Below are 25,982 nucleotides of genomic sequence, written 5' to 3'. Positions count from 1 at the left end.
ACCTCTTGCTTAAACCTACTCCTCGCGTAGGTACTCACTATCTTCCCGAGCACTGACGACTGCTTTGAATGTGCTGTCTTCTTGCTCTGCCGTGCGGATAATTATGTTCTCTTTTCCGATCCGGCGGTATAGGAGATCTTTGATGTTCTGAACATCGTTCTCTGACAAGTCTGCGAGCACGATTGCCTTCTCATCTTCATCGATCTCACGCCACTTCCGTACCACCGCCTCGTATGCTCGAGCACGATTGCTGTGATTGCCACTGTCGCGTATTACTTCGAAATCGATACTGCCTTCAGGAGTACCTTTTCTGGCTTCTCCGTCATCGGAATTAATATCGCGGACGAGAGAATGAGCCCTCTTCACTCCGAGGTAATCTTCCAGATCCGACAGAAATATCCGCCGGTCATCGCCAATCGCCTTACTTCCAAGCTCTCCACTTGTGATCAGAGAGGAGACCGTGGTGGGGTCTATGCCCAGCATCGTTGCAACCTCTCCTGGTGAAAACGCACGCTGCTCTGGCATGTCGTGCTCCTCTGACATGTTGGTTGTGAATGATTCCGCCTCTTATACAGCAGATCCATCAAAGATGAGACGTGTACCGTTCTCTTTAAGCCACTCGTTTTTGGCTTCGTAGTCGGGCACATGTTGCTCTACGAGTCGCCAGAAACGGAGGCCGTGGTTCGGATGCTCGGCGTGGGCAAGCTCATGGACGATTACGTAGTCGATCACGTCGGGCGAGGCCATCAGCAGCCGAAAGTTGAGGCTTAGTGTCCCGGTTCGTTGGGAATAGCTGCCCCAGCGGGTCTTCTGGTTGCGGATCTGGATCTGCTCGTAGCCCACGCCCACCACCTCGGAGAAGTACTTGGCCCGCTCCGTGAAGTAGTTGCGGGCCTCCTCCCGATAGAGACGCTCCAACTCGCCCTTGATCGAAGTCGCTTTAACACGAGACGAGTCAAGGCGGATCTTCTTTTCGGTGATGTGGGAGAAGAGAACGTTTCTGACGACCACTTCCCTTTCGGTTCCAAGCACCGGAAACGTCTCCCCTTCCTCGAACCGCCGCTCGGGCATCTGGTCCCGGTAACGGGCAAAGCGGTCCCGTTGCTTCAGCACCCAGTCGCCCTTCTGGAGCATCACGTCGTCGGTGTTCACGTCGCGCCCTTCCGGCACGATAAGCGTAATCCCATCCAGCCCGGCGTCGATGCGGACCTGGCTAGCCTCTTCGCTACGGCGGACCTCATAGGCCACTGCCTCTCCTTGAATGGTAACCGTACGCTCGGCCGTCGGCATGGTCGGAGAGATTACGCTGAACGTCCGTCGGTGTAGTTGGCGATGATGTAGCTGAGGGCCTCCTCGGGGAAGCCTGCCTTGATCAAATCGGTTTCGCCCTCGTTGATGAGGGCCCGCATGATCTCCTGCTTGATCGCCTTACGGGCCTTCTCATTGCGCTGCCAGCCAGGATAGCTGGTATCCACTTCCGTTTCGATGCGGTGAGCAACGGACTGGGACAAAGGCCCCGCATCTTCCTCGGAGAGCCCGTAGTCGCCTTCCAGCAGGGCAAACAGGGCGTGCTCGGCCTCCCCCAGCCCTTTCTCCTCGGCGGTGGCCTCCACGTCAAGCACGTCCCGCTCGACCTGCCGCAGGGCCTCCACCGCTTCGGGGTCGGACATGTTTTTGGTTTGCCACTGGTGTAGCACTTCTTGGACCCGCTCGCTCAGGGCCTCGTAGCGGGGGTTCTGATCGACGCGGGGCCGCACGTGGGCCTTCACCGCGTGGGCAATGGAGCTGGCCTGTGCGGCGGGCTCTTGTTCTTCGATGGCCTCCAGGTGCTCCTCCCCCACCTTGTAGATCGGGAAGTCCTCCTTCACCCCGGTCACGTCGACATGCTTCTCGACGATCTCCCGCGTCTTCTCGCGGACCTCCTTCTCGGGATCGGGCTCCCGGTTGGCGCGGCGAAACGCGACCCAGATGTGGGAGAGCCACTGGTACTTCCGTTCGACCTCTTCCTCCGATAGGCGCCCGTCCGGGGAGAGGCTTTCGTAAAGGTCCTGAAGGCGCTTGAAGCCCCGTTTGAACTCCCGCTTCTGGGGGTGTTTGCTCACCCTTGCGAGCGCCTCGCTCACGGCCTCCTGACGATCGGTCCTGGGCACCCCCTCGAACAGGGACCACATCTTTTCCAGCTGCTCTTCGAAGTCCTCGAACAGGCGGTCCTTGTCCTGCGCGGCGAAGTCGCGGGTTTCCGCGTCGTAGGAGAGGGCATCGTCCAGGTTCTCGAATACACCCTGGAAGTCGACGATCTCGCCATTGGTCTTACCGTCGGCAGGGCGGTTCGTGCGGGCGATCGCCTGCAGGAGCGTGTGGTCCTTCAGTCTTCGGTCAAGATACATCGTCTTGAGCACCGGCGCATCGAAGCCGGTAAGCAGCATGTTGTGGACCACCAGGAGCTTCGGCTGAGCCTCGTCCTTGAACCGGGAAATGATATCGTCCCGCTCCTCCGAGGTCGTGTGAAACTGGCTGAGCAATTCCTCGTCGTCATCCCCTTCTGTGTAAAGCACCTCCACGTCCCCGTCGGGACGCCGCTCTTGTAGCTTCGTGCCGTACAGGGCCGCGGACTTGCGGCTCGGGGCCACCACCATCCCCTTCCATCCATTCGGCTCAACCTGCTTTTCGTAGTGGTCGATCACCTCTCCCGCGTAGACCTCGATGCGAGACTCAAACTCCCCGAGGTCCGTCGGGGTGAGCGCCTCCCGCACGACCTTCATCTTCTCCTCCTCCGACAGGTGGCCAAGCTCCAGGTCGAAGGCATCGTCCATAGCCGCCTCGTCGACGTTCCACTCCGCCTTGTGCCGCAGCGTGAAGTAGACCGGAAGGATCACCTCATCCTCGATGCCGTCGCGGATCGAGTAGTGGTGAAGCGGCGGCTCCCCGTCGGGACAGTAGTTGCGGAAGGTCGATCGGGCCACGTCGCTCTCCCCCTCGTGCACCGGCGTTCCGGTGAAGCCGAAGTGGTAGGCGTCCGGCATCGCGGCCTCCAAGTTGTTGCCGAGGCGGCGCTCCATAAACCGATGCGCCTCATCTGCCATCACCACTACTTCGTCGTTGCCCTGTCGGGCAGTGGCAACGTCTTGGAATTTCTGAATCGTGGTGAGGACGAGCTGGCTTTGTCCCTGCTCGATCAGGCGCTGCAGGTGGTCGATGCTATCAGCCACCACCGACCGCTCGAAGCCGATTGCAGAGAGGGTATTCCCCATCTGGGTCGCCAGCTTATCGGTGTCAACGATGAGGAAGATCTGTGGGCTTCCCAGCACCGACCTCTCAAGCAGGTTCTTCGCGGCGTAAAGCATCGCGAAGGACTTGCCACTGCCCTGGGTGTGCCAGATGAGACCCCGCTTCTTCTCCCCCTCTCGGATGCGCTCAAGGAGCCGCCGTACCGCGTAGTACTGCATGTGACGTGGGACGATCTTGGCCGTCCCACCCTCCTTCTCTTCGTAGAAAACGTAGTTGAGAGCAATGTCCAGCAGCGTCCGGGGATTGAGGAGGGCCTGGGTGGCCTGTTTCAGGTCGTTATCATCCTGGTACTTGAGCGGGGCCTTGCTCCAAGGGAAGTAGAATCCCGGCTTCGCCCCCACGGCCCCGTAGCGGAAGGACTGGGTATCGGCGGCTACGTTGAGAAGGGTGGGGAAGAAAAGCCGCGGCGTGTCCTTCTCGTACTCGCGCAGGTCACTGGTCGCATCCGTCCAGTCATTGTCCTGCGCCAGGGACTTGATCTCCATGTGGACCAGCGGGAGGCCGTTGACCAGAAGCGTCACGTCGGGCCGCACCGACGCCCCGCGGACGAAGCGCATCTGGTTGACGGCGACAAATGAGTTCCGCTCGGGGCGGTCAAAGTCGACGAGACGGACGTAGACGGGCTTCTTCGTGCCGTTCCCGTGCTTGGCGTTGAACTTCTTCCCGCGCCGCAGGAGCGTCTGGAGGTGCCGGTTGCCCGCCATCAGCTCCGCTTCATCGAAGTCGCGTCGGAGGGAGTTGAGCAGGCGATCGACGTTGCCCTCGTTGACAGGCTCGTTGATCTCGATCAGCTTCTCGCGGAGGAGCTCCCAGTAGACGACCTCCCCCTTGCCACGTCCATATTTTCGGTCGAGGGCAGCGGCTCCCTCCTCACCGTCGAAGCCATACACGGACCACTGATGCGGCCCAGGGAGGTCCCGAAGCCACCGTAAGACGGACTGCTCGACCCCACTCTCGGTCGGCACACTGGCAGACACCTCGTCAGCCATGCTCGACCACCTCATCAAGCACGTCAATGGCCTTGTCGGCGGTCCGCACCTCACCGGTCAGGAGATCCTGCATGAGGCCTTTCTTCAGACTACGAAGGTGATTGGCCAACTTCTGCTCAGAAGAGATTCGCTGATCAAATCTTTCTACTACAGAGGCTATTCGTTTCTGCAAGTCAAGTGGAGGCAGGACGACCTCAAGACGCTTGATCCGAAAAAGGGATAATTTTGGTTGGGATGATCCCACAGTCATCCGATACACCTCATCTTGACCAAATTTCGATTGTAGATAGATGGAAAGATAATCTTTTTTCACTCCGTCTAGACCGTGTATTCTCGCGGCATTCTCCGTGAGATTAGCTCCATCCAGCTCTTCTGGGATCACTCCTGCGACACCAATAGTCCCTGCAATTGAGATATAGACATCATTTGTCGATATCGTGTACCTGCTTATTTTTTGATATGTCTCTTCCTTTAGATACTCAAGCTCTTCAGGATCGATACTCCCCCCCTTCATGTCCGTCACTCGCAGGTATGGATGCGCTGTCTTTTTATCGGCGTAATCATGTCCTTTAGGAAGCCTCTTTCCCCCGCTCACCTCAGCCACCTGCTCAAGTGGAGTGACTTCCCAATTCGACGGTAGGCTCTTCAATTTCGGCCCCAACCTGAATTCTTTCTTTTCCTCAAGATCCTCTCCTGCTTCGCCATTCAGCAGCTTTTGCACGACCCCCCGCTTCACTCGCTGGGCCTGCTCAATGATCGCCTCCGTCTTCTGGATCGCCTGGTCGACCGCGTAGAGGACGCTGGCGATCTTGCGCTGCTCGGGGAGGGGGGGGACCGGTAGATCGACTTTCTCCAAATCCGCGCTCGATACAGACTTAAATGTGCTTCCAGACGCAAGCCGAGAAAGCCAGCGTGATCTCTGAGCAAGTCCGTAAAAGAGATAGAGTCCATTCACCTCTTTTGGACGGAGTGCGGCGAGTCCTCGACCTATGCAGCAGTGCTCATCGGCAATGTTGAGATCACCGACGGGTGCTCGAATGCTGATCAGCACATCGTCTTTGTCGGCGGTCTTGACAGGATCAGAGCACCACGTCGACACCTTCGGCCTCATATGGCCGAAATCTGCGTTGCCCTGATAAAACGGGAGGCCCTCTTCTTGCTCATTGTAGGTTGAGGACGGGGGCGAACTGCCCATCTCGATTTCGACAACACTCGGCAAAGAGCTCATATCCCATTCCTCTGGAACCGAACCCAATCCAAAAACCTCTCGATCAGAGTCGGTTGCCAGTGAACCCATGCGGGAGGAAATAGACTCAGCATCATCAGTTTCGTTAGTACCTGTGTCCGATTCTTCCCTACTTGCCTCGGAACGAAAGTCTTCTTTCGGGCTCAACGCACCATCGGCACCCATCTCATCGAGCTCATCTTCCTCGACAACATCCATGTCAAAATCCAAGTCATCACTCATAGCCAAGGGCCTCCATGTAGTCGGTCAACTGAGACTCGATCTCGTTGCGCTCCGCCTGTAATTCTCTAAGCTTTGTCAGCTCCTCCGCCACGTCAATCGGCTCCTCCGGCTCCGTAGTGTCCACGTAGAGGGCGATGTTCAAGTTATAGTCGTTCTCCCGGATTTCCCCGATCGGCACCGCGCGGCTCACCCGCTCCTCCGTGGTCCACTCGTTGAATTTCTGGACAATGTGGTCGATGCCCTTTTCCGTGAGCTCGTTCTGGTTGGAGAGTTCCTTGTAGAACGCCTCGTCAGCGGCGTGGACGAAGAGCACCTCACCCTCCCGCTCAGGCGACTTGTCACGGTTTAAGAGCAGGATGGCGCTCGGAATCGAGTTATTCTGGAAGAGATTCTCCGGCAGGCCGATTACCGCTTCCACGAGATCGTCTTGCAGCATCGGCTCCCGGTAGCGGCCCTCGTACTTGCGGAAGAGCACGCCGTGGGGAATGACGATGGCCGCCTTGCCGCTGCTATTCAGCTGGTTCGCCATGTGCATGATGAAGGCGTAGTCCCCACGGTCGGCCCGTGGGAGCTTCTCGTGCCAGTCGAAGCGGCCGTAGGCATCGTCTTGCAGGTCGCTTTTGGGCCAGTCTGCAGAGAAAGGAAAGTTGGCCAGCACGTGGTCAAACTGCTCCAGGTGCCCGTTCTCCGTAAAGGCCGGGGCGCCGAGGGAGTCCTCTCGCTCGATGGCGCCGTTATAGCCGTGGATGAACAGGTTCATCTTCGCTATGGCCGCGATGTCGGGGTTCAATTCCTGCCCCGTCAGTTCCAGGCGGGACGGGTCCCCACCTTGCTCGTCGCGGAAGTAGTGGGCTGCCTCGACCAGTAGGCCCCCAGAGCCACATGTGGGGTCGTGGAAGCGATCCCCGTCCTCAAAGGGGGCCACCAGCCGCACCATCAATTGGACGATCTTCGGCGGCGTGAAGAACTCCCCACCGTCGCGCCCTTCCTCGTTAGCGAAGTGGCGCACGAGGTCCATGTAGGCCTCCCCGAGCATGTCCGGGGGCACCCGCTTCGCCGACAGGTTGTAGGTCGAAAGGTGCTCTACGAGCTTGCTCAAGCGGCCGTCATCAAGGGCATCGGCGTCCACGAAGTCGGCCCGAAAGACACCTTCTAGCTTGCTTGGGTTCGCCTTCACGATCGCGTCGAAGGCCTCGTTGAGCGCCTGGTCCACGTTCGTGCCGGTCTGGCGCAGGGACTCCCAGCTGTGCTCTTCGGGCACCACGAAATCATACCAGGCCTCCTCGCGGGCGATCTCCTCGTCCCCCACCTCGTCCATCACCTCCTCGAAGCGGTCCTGGTAGGTGTCGCTGATCGTCTTGTAGAAGACCAGCGGCAGGATAAAGTCCTTGTAGTCCGTCTTGTCGACAGCATTTCGGATGATGTCCGCGCACTTGAAGAGGTGACTGTCCAGCTCGTCGAGGGTCAGGCTCATCGGGTCGCGTTCGAAGGGTAGGTTCTGCTGAGTGTCGTCCATAGGGTGCGGGCGAAAGTCCCGTAGCGGGCTCGTGAGGGGCGCTCAGGGGGCGGTGGCGTCCACCTGTTCGAAGGGGCTGACGTGGGAAATCGCGTTTGCGCCCCATGAAGAAGGAAGGCATTGGGCTCGCTAAAGACAACCGCAGCTTCCTCGAACGCGGGCTGCTCAGAAGATTTGAATCCCTCCCGCGCCCACCACGCTTGGATTTAGCCATGACTGGTAGTACTTTATTCAAACTCAGTTTGCAAAATTACTTTCTCAGCTCGATAGAAGCGGGTCGTGGGTATCTCTCAGTTTGCATATTCCGTCCGACGCCATCTCAGTGTACCGGACGTGATCGTAGACTTTCTCTGCCACGACAGGACTCTTTTTATTGCCGTCAAGAACATTGGGACTGGACCCGCCCACCACGTCTCTGTATCGTTCGAACCAGAGATTTCCGGTATTCACGGAGAGACAGTCATTTCGGACCTCTCACTTTTCCGATGCCTGTCGTTCCTGCCCCCTGGAAAAGAGATTCGTACGCCTCTTGACCCGGTACAGGAATACTTCGACCGAGAGGCCCCCACTCAAATTGAGACGGTGATCCACTTCGAGACTGACACCGGCGCAACCCTCTCGCGGTCTATCGAGCACGACTTGAGAGTCTACGGCAGCACGACCCAAACTTATCAATAACCCCTATCGTCATGCCAGACCGCATTCGACCGTTCACGAACGGAAATTTCCGAGTCAAAATCGACGCGGACTCGGGGGAAGACTTCACCTCCGGTTTCCAAGAGATCATCATGCCGGAGTTCACATTGGACACCTTCGACTACCGAAATGGAAACGAAAAACGCAACAGGCCCCGGAAGATCAACGCCCACTACGACGTAAGCAATGCCGTACTCAAGCGAGGGCTGGTCAAAGCAGATAATCTCTATGCATGGGTTGAAGAGGTGCGAAACGGGAAGCAGGCCGAGTCGCTGAAAGATGTAGTCATCGAACTGCGCGACGAGAGTGGTGAAAACGTCGCCGTGGCGTGGCAGCTCACGAACGCTCGTCCGGTGCGGTATACGTTTTCTGACTTAAAGGGTGATTCCGATGGGGTCGTGATGGAAATTCTTGAACTCGCATTTGAGGACTTGGACGTTGAGTTCGAGTAGTCATACGCCTGAGACTCACGGGCATCCACTACACACCCCTCTTGACCGAAAGACGGTTCGAACGGGGTCTCAATTCATCGTCGTCAGTTGCCCGTGTTCGACCCAGATGTCCAGCCCGCGTCCCCACCCGAACGGGGCCCCGGCCTCGCGGTAGGCAGCCTTAGTCTTTTCCCACTCGGCCTGCAGAAAACGGCGAAGAAGCTTTCGCTCCGGATCAGTCATTGAAAGCGGGACGGTTGCTGCTACAAAGAAAACGCCCAGCCCCCACCAGGAGCTGGGCGTCGGTGCTCACTTGGCACCGTGGAGAAGTGATCGCTTAGAAGTGAGGCGTGCCGGTCCCCCACCATTAGACCGACATGCACTCAGTAGACACAGCCCGACCCCCGAATCTAACGACAGCCCAAACGCCTTCACGGTTTTTTTGCTTCGGGCTTACACCAGCGTCGCATTTCCTGTTGACAACCCGGGGATTGGATTTGGTATATTGATAAGCCCGATTTGCTGAAAGACTTTGGCCCGCCGCAGCGCAACCACCCTCCCCGCCCCGCGCTGACGGTGGGCTTTTTCTTTGGCGCCGGGCATCTTCACTTCTGCCCATCCCCAAGAAGCATCTCTTGATGGCATGTACGTGCTTTCAAGACAGCTCTGCCACTTGAAGATGTCGGTTTTAATTCTTGCTCTATCGGCCATGCCGCTACTCGGTCTCACGGCATTGGAAGCGAGAGCCCAACCCGAGCCCGCGAAGGTGGAAGAAGAGGTCCCCGGCTTCGAGATTGAGGCGCTCCGGGACTCGGGGCGAGCCGTTACCCCTTCGGATTTTGAAGGCCGCTACGTGCTGCTGAACCTCTGGGCCACGTGGTGCGCCCCTTGCATCGAGAAGATCCCCGATCTCCAGAAGGCGCGGCAACGCTATTCTAAAGAGAGGCTCGCCATCTTAAACGTCTCGTTCGATAGGTCCCGGTCGAAGGCAACCACCTTTCTGGACAAACGCGAGATGCCGGGGAGCCACGCATTCGTAAGCGAAGGACTCCAGAGCAAATTTGGGAGCAAGTTTGCCCGTATGCCCAGCGAGTCTGCCTCAATGCAGGTGCGCGGACTCCCGAACCTGACCCTCGTCGGACCGGAGGGAGAGGTCGCCGCCATCATCAGGGCTGGAGATTCGACCGACCTTCTGGAGATGCTGAACAAGCACCTTTCACGACGCCGGTCTGGATGACCACCAGCCGCTTCCAAGAACATCCAATCGCGTAGAGGCGGAAGAAAGGGCCGAGTACGCCGCTTGTGGGGTTCGGCGATTTCGGGGGAGCTTCAGATCCGGAGCTGTCACACCCTCCGATTACGAATGCCAGGGAAATCCCAAGCAACCAGCGCTACCAGATTGCGATCAGAAGTCTGTCTAAGGCGACTTCGGATAGTCGGACTGCGATGTTCGGACAGCGATGTTTGTCTCCAGTTTCCTTGGCCGCCCCCGAAGAACTACTCCCCCATGGATAGTCCAGGCTGGTCGCCGATCTCCCCGCTGGCGTTCCGCAGTGCCCCCGCGCACGACTCCAGGCGGGCAGCAATGTGCCGGGCTTGCTCCGCAGGCCGCGGCAGATCAGATTCGTCAACATCCAACTCGTCTGGCATCTCTTTCTGGCGAAGCCGGTGCCGGACGGCCGACAGGTCACCGGCACACTGGTCCAAGACATCGAGAACAACCGTGATGGCTTCGGAGAGCGGCACGCGAGCTGCTCCGTCGCCCTCTGCTGGTTCGTCGGATACGGACATGGTTGACTGAACTCTTATGAGCGATTCTGTTAGACGGCCGACGTGGTTGTTCAAACCCAATCTGTTCAGAAAAGGACCGAGGCACTGGCCACCACCTGATCTGGTCCTGCCCGTAGCTCAACGCCCCAGGTGCGATTCAGCACGAGACCTGCTGTGCCGTGGACGCCCACGAGCGACCCTACATCCCCACCGGCTCCGAGATAGATCCTCGTGCGCCCCCCGCGCTTCACTGCAACGTCGTACATCAGTGAGGCACGCGCCCAGGCATACGTGTTGAATGCGGTACACTCACTATCCTCGGCGAACTGTCCCCCCGGCCCGCGGCACCGGTCGGAGCCGTCGTCATAGCTGAAGCCTTTGGGCGTGTAGGATGCGAACATGAGGTTCAGGTGGACGGGAAAGCGGAACCGCCCCCACCGCACTTCTGGCCCGCCGCCCACCCCGTATACGGCAGAACTTGAAAGCTGGGACGAGCCGCCGATGCCGAGTCCAAACTGCCAATCCACCCCAACCCCACCCTGTCGAGCATCTCGGCCAGCGACGTTCAGCAAGCTACTTGCCACCGCGGCGCTGGCGTTTGAATTCGAGGAGCCTCCAGGAAGACTCTCGCAGGCCACTCCATTACCATCTCCATCCAATCCGTGAGGGTCTCCGGGTTGATGACGCTCGAAGAAGCGCTGCGCTTCTGGTTGGGTGTCGAAGTCCGAACAATCCCGATCAGACGCTGATGTCTCCGATGTCGAATTTCGATCTCTCCACTCCCACGGGGGCGTTGGATTCGCCTGTGACCAGAGGCCACGGTTCGCATTCCGGGCCTGCCGCTCCAGACGGGCATACTCGGTTTCGTTCGGGGCATACTGGTCGTAGTGCCACGCCAGTCCGTCCTGGATAAGCATGGCCCCAAGGTCCCCACCCTGCACCTCTAGGCGGGCCACAGCGCGCCCGTACCGGCCGATCTCCTCAACGGACACCCGAACGCTTTTCCCGCCCACGTACTGCCGAGCGGCGCGGGTGGCGGCCGTGCCGTAGGATTGAGCAGACTCCGGGGCGTCCACCCCGTGTAATCGAATCGTGACCGTACCCCCGATCGACCGCCGGACATCGAACGTGTCCCCGTCTGTGACATCCACAACGAGGCCGCTAAAGGTTTGCCCCGGTTCAACTTGCGCCTCAGCAACTGGGGACGAGAAAAGAAAGCAAGCTAGAAGGGCCGTCTTGAGAGTCCCCTTGAAGATGTTCATGACAAAAATTTACCTTGCAATAACAGAGACAATACCTGGCTGCTTTGTGGTCGATGGCCACTGCCGACTCGAATCGGTCAGTTCAGTTCGCTCCACTGCCCTTTCCTTGCAAATCCACTCAGCGGGCAATCAAGCCCCGGTTGGGCCGTGCCACCATTCCTATGCCATCCTTCTTACTCAGCTCCTCTGCTCGGCTACGGTAGATAGGCGCCAATCTCCTCAGCTCTCCTGCTTTTCCTTCGAGTACTGCCAGAGCGCCTGGTCGACCTCACGCATCGACAATCCACTCTTCTTGGACAGCGCCCGGCACGCCTGGACGTACGGGCTCCAGAGGTCAAAGGTATATCGGGACGGTTCATCCACCCTGAGGCTCCATAACGCCCGGTAGTCGATGATCGGGTACGGGTCTGGATGGCCGAAGTGCAAGATGACCGAGGCAGTGGGCCACGCCACACCATCCAGTAGGGTTAGAACCTCGATCCGAAACCGTTCACTATCCGAAGTGACACAGGAGCGGGTCACCTCTCGCGCAAAGAAATCACTGTTTTTCTGGACGTGTGATCGGGATCTTGGCGTCTTCCATTCGCAGATGCGAGCCAGCTGGTCGAGGGTCGGGTAGCCCTGTTCTTCGAGTTTCCTCCCCGTTGCTGCAGCACGTGCGTTTTCCTCCGGCGTGGCATAGCCATAGCGATCTGCCCAGGAGGAAAGCTCATCGCTCGAGAATTGGAGTTCAAGCTCCATAGATGAGATCCGTGAGACACTTTGGGTGAAAGGCATCCCCCACTGAAACCAAAAATACGGTTACTTGCGCCTGTAGTAAAGCTCGAGTCCCGCGTGCAGGGCGAAGGGGATCAGCAAGATTGCCACCGCGGGAAGAATCTGCAAGGCCACTGCCGTGGCGTCGCCCGTCGTGTCACTGACAGATAGACTGAAGGTCGCCCCAGGGGAGAAATCGCCCCCAAGACGGGCAGAGATCATCCAGATGACATACCCGGCAATTACGATCCCCAGAACGAGCGCCTGTTCGAAGGCTGCCCATCCAGTCGCAAGGAGGCCCTTGAGCCCGCTTTTCCATCCCCCACCGAAGGTTCCTATGGCGACAAATACGACGTAGACAGCGGTGATAACGATTGTCGCGTTTGTGGGCAATCCCGACGACGGACCCGTGTTCAGATACGCGGCCGGCATGTAGAGCAGTTCGGCGGCGGTGCCCAGAAACACCGTGTGGCCGACCACCAGCGCCGAGAAGGCCACCGCCCTTCCCTGCAGGCATACCCCCAGCGGCTCGCAACTGCAAGCTCACACCTGAAACCCTGTAGGGAACCTCGGAGGGAGGGGCGGTGGACTGTTGATTCGTGAGACCCAACGGAAGACCTATTGAAAGTCTGACCTATTGTGCTGTTGATGGGAATGAGTTTCCGGAGCGTGTCGCAAAAAAAAAAGAGCCTCGACACCACCTGAGAGGTTCTACTCCCGATCTTCGCCGTTCCAGGGCTGTGGTGTCAAGGCTGCGTTCCCACGCCTGGCGTAGTCGCGCGTGCGCTCGGTGTGGCTACCGGACATGCGCAGCGCTCTACGTTGTAGGGAGTCCCAAGCTCCCCCTGACCAAGCATGGCCGGAAGGCAGCTAAGAGAGGACCTTCCGGACCCAAAAGGGGGCCGACTCCGGGCGGGCACGAGGCCACACGCTGCCTCTCCTCGTAGGAGTGGATTTTCAACGTGGGGACCCCCCTCCCCCCTTAAACACCCCGGAGTCGGGTTGAACACATATTCCGCACTCCAACTCCGCAGTAAAAATCTCGATTTCGCTTTGTCTGTTGAGCAAACTTCACTCTCTACTGAGGTAACTGAGGTAACTGAGCCAATGTATGGAAAAAGCAAGAGGGTTGGACTCGTATCTAGGTATTTTTTCAGATTCGCTGCTCAGTTACCTCAGCTCCTCCACTCGCGCTCCGCCCCACGCTTATTTACCACTTACGTACAGTTCGAGTCCAATCCAATGAGCGCTTCCACCCGCCCCTGTCCGCTTCTTGTAGATGCTCCCGTCGAAGTGGTGCTCGATACGCATGTTGAGCTGCTTGTGACTCAGCGGCTCCATGTCTCTGGTTGAGCAATAATTGACGTACGCATTGTACACGTGGCGAGTGCGAACATCCTCCCCGGTTTTTCGAGCTACACAGCTCGAAACAAAAGTGGAGACACACCGGTCAATCTTACCTTTCCACCGATTTTTCTCCTGCTTTGACGCTAAGGGCTCGTTTTGAAGAGGATTATTCTTCCACTTCCGGAAGCCGTCTACGGCCCAAGCCAATATTCCATCTGACTCATTTAGCAGTTCCCGCTTGAGATGGGGATTCCGCTTTGCAGTTGGTATTCGAACCGAGAAAGGAATCACACGCATCCGGCGCCAAAACGCATAATCGTTGGCAGACACCTTCGGCCAGTGATTAGTAGCCATGAAGAGAGCGAAGTCCGGTGTGTACTCAAAGTATCCTTCGTACAAGTCTCGGACGGCCATCTGGTCTTCACCCGTCAGACGCTTTACCCTTGATTCCACGAGCTCTTCATCACGCTCGATCTCGCTAACTGTCAAGAAACGGACGTTCGGCAGTCGTGCTAAGTCTGCGTCGGGTCCCTGCCTACTCCCTGGAAGAAGTGTTTGAACGGGCGTGTTGGCCGCGTAGCCACCGAGTACTGCCCTCAAGACCTCGAGAAAGGTGGACTTGCCATTAGCCCCATCTCCTTTCAGAATGAACATGCATTGTTCGGTCGCCAAGCCAGACAAAGCGTAGCCAGCTATCCGTTGCACGTAGTCAACCAGCTCCTCGTCGCCATCGAAGATGGTGCGCAGAAATGCTTCCCATTTAGGTGCATTGGAACCTTCCACATACTTCGCACCGCAGGTCCGTGTGAAAAAATCTTCGGGTGTGTGCTCACGGAGCGTCCCGGTTTCGAGGTCAACCACCCCGTTCTGCGTATTCAGAAGTAAGGGATCAGCATCGAACTCTTCAGAAGGGACCCTCAGTTTTGCGAGTGTTCTTGCCTCCCGTACGAGGTTGTTCAATCGAGAGCTATTTTCCGACTTCAAAGCGAACTCGAACCTGCTATCTCCAGGACGGCACTGGATGGCCTCTAGCTCATTTCGAAATTGCCTTACTGTTCTACGGGCAAAGCTTTTAATTTCGTCCTCTTGGGCCTCTTCCCACACCCCAGCCTCTCGGTCGTAGATGTGCCAGCATTCCCCATCGTATCGATAGCAGATTTGATGGCTGTATAGAGCCGCCAGACGTTCAGCATTACCTGAATCCGTATCAGGATAGTCAAGCAGCGAGACCGAACTGCTCTGCCTCACACTTAACTCAGGATCTGGCATCTTGTGGCCGTCCCCAGAGGCGACACTCGTTGGTGGATTCTTCATGTCTGATTTTTGGTTTTTGATGCCAAGTCAAATTCTCTCGTCATGAGAAGAACCGCTGTGTTCAGCCCTCCTCTTCCATCCTACGCCTGAGGGATGTCGCAGAAATTCGCCATACTCCACCAATCTTAGTGGCATCTATCTCCTCAGAATAGATCCAGTTGTAGACTGTCCGGGGCGTAACTCCTAACTCATCGGCAACTTCCTTCGGGGAGAGAAAGGAAAGGTCATGTGATGGCCGTCGGTTGGATTGCTTCATGGTAAAAACCAGTATTTCCTGTGGGTAAAGCGTATATTTTAAAACCTTGCGTCTTATTACTATCGAAACGGTTTAGGTTTCACGATCTTCATCGTTATTAACCATATTCGATGTCTATACACAATTACTTCATAAAAGCGTGCTCATATAACTTTTCTTTTCTCACGTGAGACTGAGATATTTTTTCTCTCATGTTATATGTGCATGTGAGGCAAATTCTGTGAGAGAATAAATCTCGTAGAGAAAAATTTCTGCCTAGTAATATGAGGTGAGGAGAGAACACACGCCAGAGAGACATACTACTGTGAGAGCACGGTTCTGCTGAGAGAATCTCAATGCCCACAAAATATCAGAGCTGACAGATCTTGTGTGCTCAGGGAATCTGTGTGCGCAGAGATTCTCTATATCGAGAGAGGTCAACCCTGAGAGAGAAGACGCTTGGCTCAGAGAACTCGGCTCTTTGAAAATCCTGAACTCCTAAGAATCCTAGCATTTGTGCCTTGTCCCTTACCGGTTGACAACCGACCAATTGTTTAGATGCACCTTCTATTCTCGCAATAGCGGTGCTGTCGCGCGGCATAGTCTGTTATTAATAAACTTATGCAGCTGGTCAGATCTCACCAAAGGCCATTGGACCACAGATACCACCAGAGACGGGTCACCGTGACGGCTGGCTCAATAGGTTCGACGGACTTATTCACTCACCCCCCCTCCCGCGCGACCCTCCATCCGATAGAGAGGCTTTTCGCGTGCGACTTTGAATGAAGCCTTCCTGGAGGAAGCGTTTACCTGACCTCGGAGTAGCAACTCTTGACAACTTGGGTCGCAGCCTGGGATTGGAGAAAGCGCGCTCATGCAGGGACTTTTCTGCCTGCCGTCAGCGCTCGAACCTTCCAGGTACCGACTCCAAATTGAGATGGAAGCGCTTAAGAAGGAATCTGCTCTGGAAGCAACCAGAACCGATGATCAGGCAACTCGCGAAGGCATCCAGCGGCTGCTTGACCAGTGCCTGGAGCGAGGACAGCTCCACCGGCCCTACCACTGGGCGACGAAGCTGAATGAGATCAGCCACGGTGACGAGCAAGATGCGTAGCCCAAAACCACCTCGCGTGATCGCCCACCACGCGGCGGCGGATATTGAAACCACGTGGGCAGGGACCACACTTTACCTGGGTCCCGCTCCTGCTCACTCGTCCGTCATACGAGCAGTTGAAGAACCAGGTGGTCAGACGGCCCCCGGTACTCGAACGCAACATCTCGGACTGCACGAGCGATTGGTTCTCGACGCCGGGCCTTTCTCGCATCTCGGCCCAGCGTTCGGGGTCGATCTCCCATTTCTGGCAAACGCCGTCGATCAGCACTCAAGTGTACGGGACGTGTATCAGGAGCGCCCCTCTGGACAGGGCGAAAGTTTTCATCCCGAAGATGTGGTTGGATCCACCCAAGCAGGTAGTGGTGCCAGAAACCACCCTTACGGGCCTGACTGATTTTTCCGAGTCAGCAGCGAAGGCCAATCCCGCCCACGATCTCTCCGATCTGTACGTGCGAGTGTGGCTCATTCAAGCTTCGTCCCCTAAATGGGGTGGGGTTTTTCCTTGCTCGACAACAGGCGCAGCACGCCGTAGAAGCCAGCACGCAGGACGGCAATCCCGACGCCCGCCGTCATGCCGTAGGCCGCAGGGGGATTGAGCGACCCCGCGACGTAGAGCACGCCGTTGGAGTGTGTTACCCAAAACAAGAGGCCGACCCCCAGCAGAAAAAGACCCGCGTTCCACTTCCATTGGCCGGCAGACCAAGAAAGGGCCACCGCCCCTCCCAGCACCGCCCCCACGGCATAGCTGACCATGTGGCCTGTCAACACCTCAAAGAATGCCTTCATGGCGAAAACGGTCACAAGCACGGCCGTCAGGGGCCGCTTGTACCACACAAGCCCGTAGACGAGCACGATGGGCAACAGGTACATCAAGCCGAACGCGGAGAAATAGTAGCTCATGGGGCCGGGGCATCTTGGGGGGAAGGCAGTGGCCCCAGTACCAAAGCCTCATCTCCACGTTTCGTTAACATAACTCGTCAAAATAACCAAGCTGAAGGGGGGCGGAAAGCCCTCTTATTAATTGTAGATACCTTCTCTACACTGGCCTTCCGTCACGCTCGCAATTCACATGTATCATGGATGGGAGCGGAAAAAAAAAAAAAACAAAGATATGCGCCATGTGCACGCATCTTGCCCAAAATTACCCCCGCTTGCGCAAGGTCACAATTGCCCACGTCCTGCGTGAGCGCAAGGGCCAGAGACTACCCCAACGTGTGCGAGGTCACCGTGACCAGAGTGCCCTACCATTACTGTCCTGAGGACCATCCCCGTCTGTGCGGGGTCACCGAGTCCGATTCCAATGCCGACGACCAGAACATCGGACCATCCCCGCGTGTGCGGGGTCACCCCTGCGACGAAATGGCAGGGGACCCGTCCCCTCCGCAGTCCATGTGCGGCCGATACCGCACACCTGCGGGATGGGTCGTGACCCGCTCGTGCGAGGTTTCTCGCGTCACTGAGGGTGCCGCAGCCTCGCCCGACGCAAAGGGGCTAGGCTGGTCGGTCTTACCGCCTCTCGGCGAGCTATGCGCCTCCGTTTCGTCCGATGTCTCGGGAGGCGCAGCCGTAAGGCCCTGACCGGCAACTACTGGACTCGACAGGTAGCCATCTTGCCACCCGTCTCCGTCCAGATACTTCTCTCTAATGTTGAGCGCCCCCACCTCGTCTCGATGAAACGCCGCGTGGCAAGAGGAGCATCTGTACTTCCGTCCCCTGGTTGGATTTTTTGTGCCACACGACGGGCACGTTTTCGTGGTGTCGCACTCCGGCTCCAACTCGACCTCCATCCCCGCCAGCTCCGCTTTATAGGTCAACATGTGCCGAAACGCGCCATGGGCCCACTGGTGAAGGCGCTGGTTGCCTTTCGCCCCGTAGTCCAAACCGTCACGGATGTCCCGCACGTCACCGACCACCAGCGTAGACACCCCCTCTTGATACAGGGTCTCCACTAACCGACGCGACAGCTTGTGCAGGACGTCTCGGATCTGGTTGCGAAGGGACGAAAGCTGTTTCTTCTTTGAGGTGACGAGCCTCTGCCACCGTCGCGATCCCTTCTCTTTGGTGTCAATCTTTGATTGCAGAGTGGCCTTGGTCTTGTTCTGGTAGCGGCGCAGGCTTCGCAGATGGCGCCCATTGAAGAGCCAGGTTCTCTCCCCGGTGGTGGCCGTCGCAAGGTGCACTTCTCCAAGATCAATTCCGGCCACCTTGTCTCCTTTCGGTTCCCGATTAGGCTCTACTGGATACTGCACGCGAGCCTCGTACTGCTCCCCATCCCAGCCAATCTCGACGCGCTTGGGCTCCGGATGTGGCCAATCGATCAGGACGGGTTCGTTGCCCCTCCCCGTTGAAAGTCGCAGTACACCGTCATCTCGAAGCCTGATCTGTGTGTATTTCCAGCTCGCCTTGTAGTGTCGCTTCGGTTTGAACGGCGGTTTGGCATCGGGTTTGTCTCGCTCACGCCAGGAATCGAGGGCGTTGAAGAACTCCCTGACGACGTTCTGTGCGGTGTTCTGAGCGATGTTATACCGGCTTTCGACCGTGGCCGCGGGGTTTTCCCGTTTCCCCGCAAACACCTCCATATCGGGGTGCTCAAAGACGTTGCTCTGCTTCTCGGTGTTGATCTTACGGGTACACATCCACTGCATCATCTGGCTCTTACTTAACCAGACACCCTGTCGACTGACCGTTCGCCAAAACCACGTCACCGTGTCGGTCCACACGTCCCCACAGGCCCGCGCGATCTCGTCCAGCTTCTCAGATTGCCCCAGCTTTTTCTTTCTCGTCAGGTACATAGCAGCATGAAGGAGTTAACTCGCAGCAGAGGATCCCACAAATGGAGGCAGCTTCACCGCCCCCCTACCGAGTTCTATTGTCCTGCATCGAGCAAATCATTCATCGAGCAAATCATTGGGGCGGCCTCAACCGATTCAGTACCGTCCATCCACAGCGCCTCACTCGTCGCGCAGCGCGTCCAACGCCGACGCCTGTGCTTCTTCCCGGCTTGGCGCTGCCCCCTTCTCATGGTCGGTGTAGGTCTCCCAATGGAAGTAGGGCGAATGCTTTTCTTCCTCGACGTACGCGAGCTGATCGATAATGGGTGGTCCGTTCGGATTCGGGTTTTCACGCCCGTACTCGAAACGGTAGGGATCCTCGCCCACCTTGATCCAGCTTCGATCGCTCATGAATGGCCGATAGAAGAATTGACATGCTGGCTCGATGATACAGAAACCTTGGGGACGCATAATTGCAACCCAGGCCGTGGTTGGCCTGAAAGATGGCGGCTGTCCACCAGAGGCCCCAGATCCGCCCGAGAGCGACGCCCATCAGATACGGCCCCGCCTACGCATCAGGGTTGATCGGTACACAGGGAGCCAGCACGGAAGCCCCATGCCCCTTGGTGTTTTGATGGATCCCAGTCGGAGATACGAGGGATGGTCGAGGCATTGAGAACAGGTATGGAAGCCACAAGGCGTTCTGCCAGACCCCGCAGTTAGCTTCCGAATGCGTCGTTCACGTGCCTATGGCCTTGCTTCGGGCTGGCGTGCATGTACTGCTCAGTGACGGCGGTGGACGAGTGCCCCATGAACCGGGAGATGACGTTGATGGGGGTTCCCGCTTGTGCGAGTCGGGTTGCGTAGGCGTGGCGTGTCGAATGGACCTGGACCCAATCTGGAAGGCTCGCTGCCTTCCTGAACCGGCAGAAGGCGTGCGACAGGGCCGAGTACTTAAGCTTCTCGCCGCCGGTGTGGTATACGTAGGGGCAGCCCTCCAATCGATGCTCCGAAGCTTGCTCGAGCAATCTGACGGCCCTGTCCGGGAGAGGAAGCGTACGCCCCCGTCCCGGCTTGGTGGTGAACTCCGCGGTGTTGGTGATGTGAGCCGTCTTCGCTTCGAGGTCCACGGTCATGCCCGACTCGCTGGCACGGTCCTTCCATCGAAGGTGGATCAGCTCGTTTGCGCGAAGCCCCATCAGAGGGTTGAGACGCACCAGAAGCAGAAGCTCTGGGTACGTGTTGCAGCGGCCATCTCGGGCCCCGGACTGATGGTGGGCCTGGATAGCCTGGATCAGCTTTCGCTGGTGCTTCTCGGTAAGGGCCCGTGGCGGCTGCTCGATGGCCTTCGGGAGGTCCACCTCTTTGGTGATGTCCTCCTCCATCCACCCTTCCTCGACCAGGTATCGAACGAGGTAGCCCACGTGCTTGACGTACTTCCGCTTCGTGGCATCGGCCAGCTCGTCCGTGCTGGAGATCCAGGCCTCAATATCGCTGGCCTTCAACGAGCGGACGGAAGCGCTCTTCCCATGGAAGCCGACGAAGAGACGAAGGACTTCCTCGTAGGTCCTAATGGTTTCGGGCCGTAGGTGGGACCGATCCTCCAGGAACGCTTCTCGGGCAGCACCGAGGGTCGAAAGGTTGCGACTCGGTTCGGGCTCCCAACCAAACAGTTCATGCTGCCTGCCGTCGGTCCAGGGATCGTACTCCCCGGTCGCGTACCTATCTTCCATGCGCCCCAGAAGGCGACGGGCGGGGCGTTTCTTCTTCGTCTTGAGGGGGACTTTCTTGCGCCGAGGGGATCGGCTGGACTCGTAGAATTGGGCGTAATAGTACCCGTTTTGCTCGACCAAAGAAGCCATCAGAATGGGCTGACTGCTCAACTATTGCTCAAATCGAGCAATCAGCCCGCCTGAAGAAGGGAAGAGGGGCGGTGGCCACCACCCACTCCTGAAACACAAAAAGCCCCTCAGAACGCTCTGAGAGGCCATTTCATGCAGCGGTGGGGGAGGGATTTGAACCCCCGGGACCCGTGAGGGCCCTCCGGTTTTCGAGACCGGTGCATTCAACCAGGCTCTGCCACCCCACCATGAATGCCGGTAGTGCCGTACACCGTGCCGTGGGCCACGTTCCGCTGGTCGTGCGCCGCTCGCAGCTAAATCACTGTGAACCGGGCCGGGGGGGCGCCCCACAATTCCAAAGCCGGAAGCTACTCCAAGCGATCGCGGACGAGGGCCGGAACGCCATCCAGCACTGTGTCGAGGGCCTCGGGGTCGCGCCCGCCGGCCGACGCCAGGGACGGGCGCCCGCCGCCGCCGCCACCGAGCCGGTCGCCCAGCGTCCCGACGAGATCTCCGGCCCGCAACGCCCCGTCGTCGACGAGGTCATCGGCCACGGTGGCCACCACGTACGCCTTCTCTCCGTCCTCCCCCACACTGCCGAGAACCCCAACAGCCCCCTCCCCCAGCTTGTCGCGGAACTGCTGGCCCAGTTCCTGCAGGTCGTCCATGCTTGCCCGGTCGAGCCGGCCGGTAACCACCGTGATCCCGTCCACTGAGGCTGCGTTCTCGGCGATAAAGGCGTCCAACTGGTCCGAAAGCTGGCCGCGGCGCAGCTGGTCGACCTCGCCCGCCAGGCGGTCGCGCTCCTCCTGCACCTCCGCGATGGCCTCCGGCAGGGACGTATGCAGCGACCGAAACTGCCGACGCGCCCGCGCCAGCGTCTCCAGCTCAGACTCCACGTGCTCCAGCGCCGCCGTCCCGGCCACGGCCTCCACGCGACGCACGCCCGAGGCGACCGAGCCTTCGGACACGAACCGGAAGAGCCCAATCTCACCGGTGGCGTCAACGTGGGTCCCCCCGCACAACTCCATGGAGAAGTCCGGGTCGAAGGTGATGACGCGCACCCGGTCCCCGTACTGCTCGTCGAACAGGGCCGTCGCGCCGCGGTCCAGCGCCTCGTCGATGGGCACGTCGCGCGCCTCCTGCTTCGGGATGTTTTGTTGAATCACGGTGTTCACTCGACGCTCGATGTGACGCAGGGTATCCTCGTCGACCGCATCGAAGTGGCTAAAGTCGAATCGGAGTCGGTCCGGGGCCACGAGCGATCCTTTCTGCTGCACGTGCTCCCCCAGTGTCTCGCGCAGGACGGCGTGCATCAGGTGCGTGGCGGTGTGATGGGCGCGAATGTGGGCGCGGCGCTCCGCATCCACCACTGCCTCCACCGGCCCGTCCAGAGGCTCCGGCAGGGTGTCCACCGTGTGCGCGATGCGCTCGCCCTCGCGCTGTGTGTCGAGCACCTGCACCGACTCGTCCCCAAATCGAAGCGTGCCGGTGTCCCCCACCTGTCCCCCCGCCTCGGCGTAGAAGGGCGTGTGGCTCAACTCCACCTCGTACTGCTGGCCCTCGTCGGTCTCGACCACCCGCACCGCACGCATCTCGGCGTCGTCCACGGACGCCTGATCGTACCCGACGAAGACAGACGCCTCTCCCTGCGACACCGACTGCCAGGCCTGTACGTCGCTCTGGTCGACCGCAAAGTCGGAGGCGGCGCGTGCACGCTCCTGCTGCCGGTCCATCAGGGTTTCGTACCCCTCCATGTCCACCTCCAGGTCGCGCTCGCGGGCCATGAGCCGCGTGAGGTCAATCGGGAATCCGTACGTGTCGTGGAGGAGAAACGCGATCTGTCCCGGCAGCGTCCCCCCGCGGGCCGTACGGGCAAAGCTGCGCAGGATGTCGTTCTCGTCGTCGGTGTCGACGTACGCCTTCTCCAGCAGATCCATCGCCTGGGCGTCCTCACGAAGCGCGCCGAGAAGACGGTCGCTCGCCTCCCCGTCCGTGTCTTGGAAGTCGGCAACGTGGGGCACCACACGCTCGAAGAACTCGATGCCCGTGCCCAGGGTCTCCAGGAAGCTCTCCTCTTCGGACCGGATCGTCTGCTCGATAAACTCCTGCTGCTCGGCGAGCCCGTCGAACGGGCCGCCCATCTTCTCAATCAGCGGGCCGACGAGGCGGTGCAGAAACGGCTCCTCCAGCTCGAGGGTCTGGTAGCCGTAGCGGACGGCACGGCGCAGGATGCGGCGGATGACGTATCCCCGCCCCTCGTTGCTCGGCATCACGCCGTCGGAGATGGCGAAGGCGATGGCGCGGATGTGATCGGCCACCACGCGGAGGGCAGTGCGCACCCGCTCGTGCTCGTCGTCGTCTTCGATGTGCAGGTCATCGTAGCCCCGAATTTCCTCGCGCGGGGAACGGTCGGCCATCGCCTGCAGGAGCGGCGCGAAGAGGTCCGTGTCGTACGTCGATTCCTTGCCCTGCAGCACGGCCACCATCCGCTCAAAGCCCATCCCCGTATCCACGTGCTGGTCGTCGAGCGGCTCCAGGCTGCCGTCGGTCTGTGCGTTGTACTGAATAAAGACGAGATTCCACAGCTCCATCACCTGCGGGTGGTCGACGTTCACCAGCTCCCGCCCCGGCGTCTCTTGTCGGGCCTCGGGGGGGCGCAGGTCCACGTGAAGTTCCGAGCACGGACCGCAGGGGCCGGTGTCGCCCATCATCCAGAAGTTTTCCTTGGACGGTTCGTAGAGGACCCGCTCTTCCGGGAGGGGCGTCTCCGAAAGCCACAGGTCGTACGCCTCCGCGTCGGCCGACAGGCCAAAGTCATCGTCGCCCTCGTGCACCGTGGCGTACAGTCGGTCCGGCGCCAGGCCCCACCGCTCCACGAGGAGCTCCCAGGCCCACCGGATGGCCTCGGCCTTGAAGTAGTCGCCGAAGCTCCAGTTGCCCAGCATCTCGAAGAAGGTGTGGTGGTACGTGTCGTGCCCCACCTCCTCCAGGTCGTTGTGCTTGCCGGAGACCCGCAGGCACTTCTGCGTGTCGACGGCCCGTGCATACGACCGCTGGCCGGTCCCGAGGAACACGTCCTTGAACTGGTTCATCCCGGCATTTGTGAAAAGCAGGGTGCCGTCCCCCTCCGGCACGAGGGACGCACTGGAAACGACCTCGTGGCCCTTCGCCTGAAAGAACTGCAGAAAGTCCTGGCGGATTTCTTCGGAGGAGCGGGACGGATCGGCGGACGACTGGAGGTGCGGGTTCATCGGGGCGTGGGGCATTCGGTCTTGGTTGAGTGGGAGGGTCGTACAAAAGTCAGGGGCAGCGGCGCATGCCCGAGCACTTCAAGTGATTGTCGAAGTTAAAGCCGGTGTTGAAATTCCCAACACTCGCGTGGAGCGACGGTCACACACCGTCACGGACGCCTGTGGGGGTCGAGTTTCGAGAGCACGCATGAGTGTGGAAATCAGGGGCCCGTATGTACGGCTGAAGTCGCCGAGGATTCCCGATTGAGATCGTCCCTCTCGGACGCACAAGTGGACTTATCCACTCGGGCTGGCCGGGGAGACGAACCGGTTCGCCGCCACGTACCACCGCCAGGGGCGCTCCACCCCCCTGGAGATGCCGATGCGTGAGGACCGGGCCACCTGTTCGTCGCCCACGGAGTCCCCGTCGGCAAAGAACAGCGGACGGGCCGTCAGGCGCGTCTGGTGAAACTCGCCGTCAATGCCGAACGCCTCGGTGAGCTTCCCGGGCCCGTTCGTCAAATCCACCCTGCGGTCGACGCCCCGCTCCGTCCGCATGTCCTGGAGGCCCTCCTCGGGCTCCACCGCCCGGACCAGCACCGCGCCCGCCGTTCCCTCCGGTTCCGTCACCACGTTGAGGAGCCAGTGGACGCCGTAGATAAGGTACACGTACGCGGTGCCCGGCGCGGCGAACAGGTCCTGGCCCCGCCCCTGACCGACCACTTCACCGGTCTCCGGATCACGCGAGAGGTGCGAGGCGTGGCAGGCCGGGTCGTCCTCCGTATAGGCCTCCGTCTCCACGATCCGCCCGACGAGGCGGGTGCCGGTCGGGGCCTCGTGGACGAGACGGGCGCCCAGCAGGTCCCGGGCAACGGAGACCGTAGGCCGGTTGAAGAAGGACGCGGGAAGAGGCTCCATGTCAGGGTGAACAGTTGGCAGGGTGGCCGGTAGATCCGGGCGGCACAGGTACCTGCGCACTTGTTGCCCGATTGGTGTTATGCCCTCTTCCTCCTCGACGGCAACCGTCATGGACGCGGCGTTCGAGGCCGGCGCGTTGGAGGCGCTCTGCCTCGACGTCCCCGAGGCGCGCCTCCGCCTTCGGCCCCACGACGAGGCCGATCGCGTCCAGGTCCGTGGCACGGTGCCGGGCGCCGATGCGGACACCGCCCGCCGATTGTTCGACCGGAAGGCAATTTCCACACATCAGTCGGGCGACCGGTTGCACGTCTTCGGGCGTCGCGTCTCCGGGGGCATATCGGATTGGCGCAAGCGCCGAAGCCGCCCCACCGCCGTTCGGCTCGACGTCGTCCTCCCTCCCGGCCTGGACGTCACTGCACAAGCCTTCGGGGGGACGGTCGAGGCCTCCGACCTGGCCGGCAGCGTCGACCTGACTGCCCCGGGCGGCTCGGTGTGCGCCACCGGGCTGACGGGGCCGCTCCGGGTTCGGGGGAGCGGCGGCGACCTCACGGTCCAGGATAGCACCGATGCCGCCCTTACCGCCCAGTGGGCGGCGGGCCCCATCCGCCTCGAACGCCTCCAGAACACGCCCGTCACCCTGCAGGCACGGTCCAGTCCCACCACCGTTGAGGACCTGAACGGATCGGCCGACATAGCCGTCCACGGCGCGGCGCTGACCCTCCGACACCTGACGGGCCCCTGCGGGGCACAAGTCCGAGGCGGAGCGCTCACCTACCGGGGCGCCCCCACTCAAGCCACCATCCTCCGGTCCGTGGGCGGCCCCCTCCGGGCGCACCTCCCCCTCGACCATGCCGTAGCCCTTGCCCTTGCGGGCGCTCGCGTTGATCTCGACGACGACTTTGCGTTCGAGGGGGAACGAACGGCCCACCGCATTGAGGGCCGGCTCAATGGGGGCGGGGTCGCGTTCGAGGGGCGGGCCGTCCAGGGAGCGGCGCAGTGTTGCGCACTGTCCGGGGCGTAGTTGGGCGTGGCG

General features: G+C 59.7%; 22 protein-coding genes and 1 tRNA gene. 5 read left to right on the top strand and 18 right to left on the bottom strand.

Annotated features, from left to right (window positions below):
- Positions 1 to 15: 15 nt before the first annotated feature.
- From OJA40_RS00225 to OJA40_RS00205, 5 genes are read right to left on the bottom strand one after another with little or no spacing between them, the layout of a single operon-like run.
- Complete coding sequence (locus OJA40_RS00225) at positions 16 to 543, bottom strand: helix-turn-helix domain-containing protein (RefSeq protein WP_263809798.1); 528 nt, start codon at positions 541 to 543, stop codon at positions 16 to 18.
- Positions 544 to 567: 24 nt separating this feature from the next.
- On the bottom strand, positions 568 to 1,290 hold the full coding sequence (locus tag OJA40_RS00220) for a M48 family metallopeptidase (protein ID WP_263809797.1): 723 nt from the start codon (positions 1,288 to 1,290) through the stop codon (positions 568 to 570).
- A gap of 11 nt (positions 1,291 to 1,301) precedes the next feature.
- Positions 1,302 to 4,277: a type I restriction endonuclease subunit R gene (locus OJA40_RS00215; protein WP_263809796.1), complete on the bottom strand. Its 2,976-nt coding sequence runs from the start codon at positions 4,275 to 4,277 to the stop codon at positions 1,302 to 1,304.
- Positions 4,270 to 5,745 (bottom strand): restriction endonuclease subunit S, encoded by a 1,476-nt coding sequence (locus OJA40_RS00210; RefSeq protein WP_263809795.1) that lies wholly within the window; start codon positions 5,743 to 5,745, stop codon positions 4,270 to 4,272. The genes OJA40_RS00215 and OJA40_RS00210 overlap by 8 nt, the downstream gene beginning before the upstream one ends.
- The gene (locus OJA40_RS00205) at positions 5,738 to 7,219 is read right to left on the bottom strand and encodes a type I restriction-modification system subunit M (protein WP_272506862.1); all 1,482 of its coding nucleotides are present in this window, start codon (positions 7,217 to 7,219) and stop codon (positions 5,738 to 5,740) included. The genes OJA40_RS00210 and OJA40_RS00205 overlap by 8 nt, the downstream gene beginning before the upstream one ends.
- Before the next feature lie 375 nt (positions 7,220 to 7,594).
- Between OJA40_RS00205 and OJA40_RS00200 the strand changes: the two genes are divergently transcribed.
- The 3 genes from OJA40_RS00200 to OJA40_RS00190 all read left to right on the top strand — a co-directional run bounded on the left by OJA40_RS00200 (position 7,595) and on the right by OJA40_RS00190 (position 9,625).
- Positions 7,595 to 7,939 carry a hypothetical protein gene (locus tag OJA40_RS00200; RefSeq protein ID WP_263809793.1) on the top strand — a complete coding sequence of 115 codons (345 nt, stop codon included), beginning with the start codon at positions 7,595 to 7,597 and terminating at the stop codon, positions 7,937 to 7,939.
- A gap of 11 nt (positions 7,940 to 7,950) precedes the next feature.
- Complete coding sequence (locus OJA40_RS00195; RefSeq protein WP_263809792.1) at positions 7,951 to 8,409, top strand: phage tail protein; 459 nt, start codon at positions 7,951 to 7,953, stop codon at positions 8,407 to 8,409.
- A gap of 622 nt (positions 8,410 to 9,031) precedes the next feature.
- Entirely contained in the window at positions 9,032 to 9,625 is a 594-nt protein-coding gene (locus OJA40_RS00190; protein ID WP_263809791.1) for a TlpA family protein disulfide reductase, read from the top strand.
- A 260-nt stretch (positions 9,626 to 9,885) separates the two neighbouring features.
- On the opposite strand, the gene OJA40_RS00185 is transcribed toward OJA40_RS00190, so the two are convergent.
- The 6 genes from OJA40_RS00185 to OJA40_RS15530 form a co-directional block, all read right to left on the bottom strand.
- Complete coding sequence (locus OJA40_RS00185; RefSeq protein WP_263809790.1) at positions 9,886 to 10,179, bottom strand: hypothetical protein; 294 nt, start codon at positions 10,177 to 10,179, stop codon at positions 9,886 to 9,888.
- Between the two features lie 65 nt (positions 10,180 to 10,244).
- The gene (locus tag OJA40_RS15430) at positions 10,245 to 11,420 is read right to left on the bottom strand and encodes a thermonuclease family protein (RefSeq protein ID WP_263809789.1); all 1,176 of its coding nucleotides are present in this window, start codon (positions 11,418 to 11,420) and stop codon (positions 10,245 to 10,247) included.
- A gap of 219 nt (positions 11,421 to 11,639) precedes the next feature.
- Positions 11,640 to 12,161, bottom strand: a complete 522-nt coding sequence (locus OJA40_RS00175; protein ID WP_263809788.1) for a hypothetical protein — start codon at positions 12,159 to 12,161, stop codon at positions 11,640 to 11,642.
- A gap of 60 nt (positions 12,162 to 12,221) precedes the next feature.
- Positions 12,222 to 12,674 (bottom strand): hypothetical protein, encoded by a 453-nt coding sequence (locus tag OJA40_RS00170; RefSeq protein WP_263809787.1) that lies wholly within the window; start codon positions 12,672 to 12,674, stop codon positions 12,222 to 12,224.
- Positions 12,675 to 13,382: 708 nt separating this feature from the next.
- The gene (locus OJA40_RS00165) at positions 13,383 to 14,837 is read right to left on the bottom strand and encodes a DNA primase family protein (protein ID WP_263809786.1); all 1,455 of its coding nucleotides are present in this window, start codon (positions 14,835 to 14,837) and stop codon (positions 13,383 to 13,385) included.
- A gap of 61 nt (positions 14,838 to 14,898) precedes the next feature.
- Positions 14,899 to 15,093 (bottom strand): helix-turn-helix domain-containing protein, encoded by a 195-nt coding sequence (locus OJA40_RS15530; RefSeq protein ID WP_423816486.1) that lies wholly within the window; start codon positions 15,091 to 15,093, stop codon positions 14,899 to 14,901.
- Between the two features lie 916 nt (positions 15,094 to 16,009).
- Between OJA40_RS15530 and OJA40_RS00160 the strand changes: the two genes are divergently transcribed.
- Positions 16,010 to 16,186, top strand: coding sequence for a hypothetical protein (locus tag OJA40_RS00160; protein ID WP_263809785.1), 177 nt, complete (start codon positions 16,010 to 16,012; stop codon positions 16,184 to 16,186).
- 480 nt (positions 16,187 to 16,666) lie between these two features.
- Here OJA40_RS00160 and OJA40_RS00155 read toward each other — a convergent pair whose 3' ends face one another.
- The 7 genes from OJA40_RS00155 to OJA40_RS00125 form a co-directional block, all read right to left on the bottom strand.
- Entirely contained in the window at positions 16,667 to 17,086 is a 420-nt protein-coding gene (locus OJA40_RS00155) for a hypothetical protein (protein WP_263809784.1), read from the bottom strand.
- Between the two features lie 443 nt (positions 17,087 to 17,529).
- Positions 17,530 to 18,978, bottom strand: a complete 1,449-nt coding sequence (locus OJA40_RS00150) for an RNA-guided endonuclease InsQ/TnpB family protein (RefSeq protein WP_263809783.1) — start codon at positions 18,976 to 18,978, stop codon at positions 17,530 to 17,532.
- A 159-nt stretch (positions 18,979 to 19,137) separates the two neighbouring features.
- Positions 19,138 to 19,368, bottom strand: coding sequence for a hypothetical protein (locus OJA40_RS00145; protein ID WP_263809782.1), 231 nt, complete (start codon positions 19,366 to 19,368; stop codon positions 19,138 to 19,140).
- A gap of 308 nt (positions 19,369 to 19,676) precedes the next feature.
- A complete protein-coding gene (locus OJA40_RS00140; protein WP_263809781.1) occupies positions 19,677 to 20,819 on the bottom strand; it encodes a tyrosine-type recombinase/integrase in 1,143 nt (380 codons plus the stop codon).
- 138 nt (positions 20,820 to 20,957) lie between these two features.
- Positions 20,958 to 21,046: transfer RNA gene (locus OJA40_RS00135), tRNA-Ser, on the bottom strand.
- 120 nt (positions 21,047 to 21,166) lie between these two features.
- Positions 21,167 to 24,067 (bottom strand): alanine--tRNA ligase, encoded by a 2,901-nt coding sequence (gene alaS / locus OJA40_RS00130; RefSeq protein ID WP_263809780.1) that lies wholly within the window; start codon positions 24,065 to 24,067, stop codon positions 21,167 to 21,169.
- Positions 24,068 to 24,328: 261 nt separating this feature from the next.
- On the bottom strand, positions 24,329 to 24,949 hold the full coding sequence (locus OJA40_RS00125) for a DNA-3-methyladenine glycosylase (protein ID WP_208427615.1): 621 nt from the start codon (positions 24,947 to 24,949) through the stop codon (positions 24,329 to 24,331).
- Between the two features lie 79 nt (positions 24,950 to 25,028).
- Here OJA40_RS00125 and OJA40_RS00120 point away from each other — a divergent pair, with 79 nt between their 5' ends.
- On the top strand, positions 25,029 to 25,970 hold the full coding sequence (locus OJA40_RS00120) for a DUF4097 family beta strand repeat-containing protein (RefSeq protein WP_263809779.1): 942 nt from the start codon (positions 25,029 to 25,031) through the stop codon (positions 25,968 to 25,970).
- Positions 25,971 to 25,982: the final 12 nt, after the last annotated feature.

The organism is Salinibacter pepae, from assembly GCF_947077775.1.
In the GTDB taxonomy this organism is placed as follows: domain Bacteria; phylum Bacteroidota; class Rhodothermia; order Rhodothermales; family Salinibacteraceae; genus Salinibacter; species Salinibacter pepae.
The sequence above is the reverse complement of the archived record's forward strand: the minus strand, read 5'-3'. Positions and strand labels throughout refer to the sequence as shown.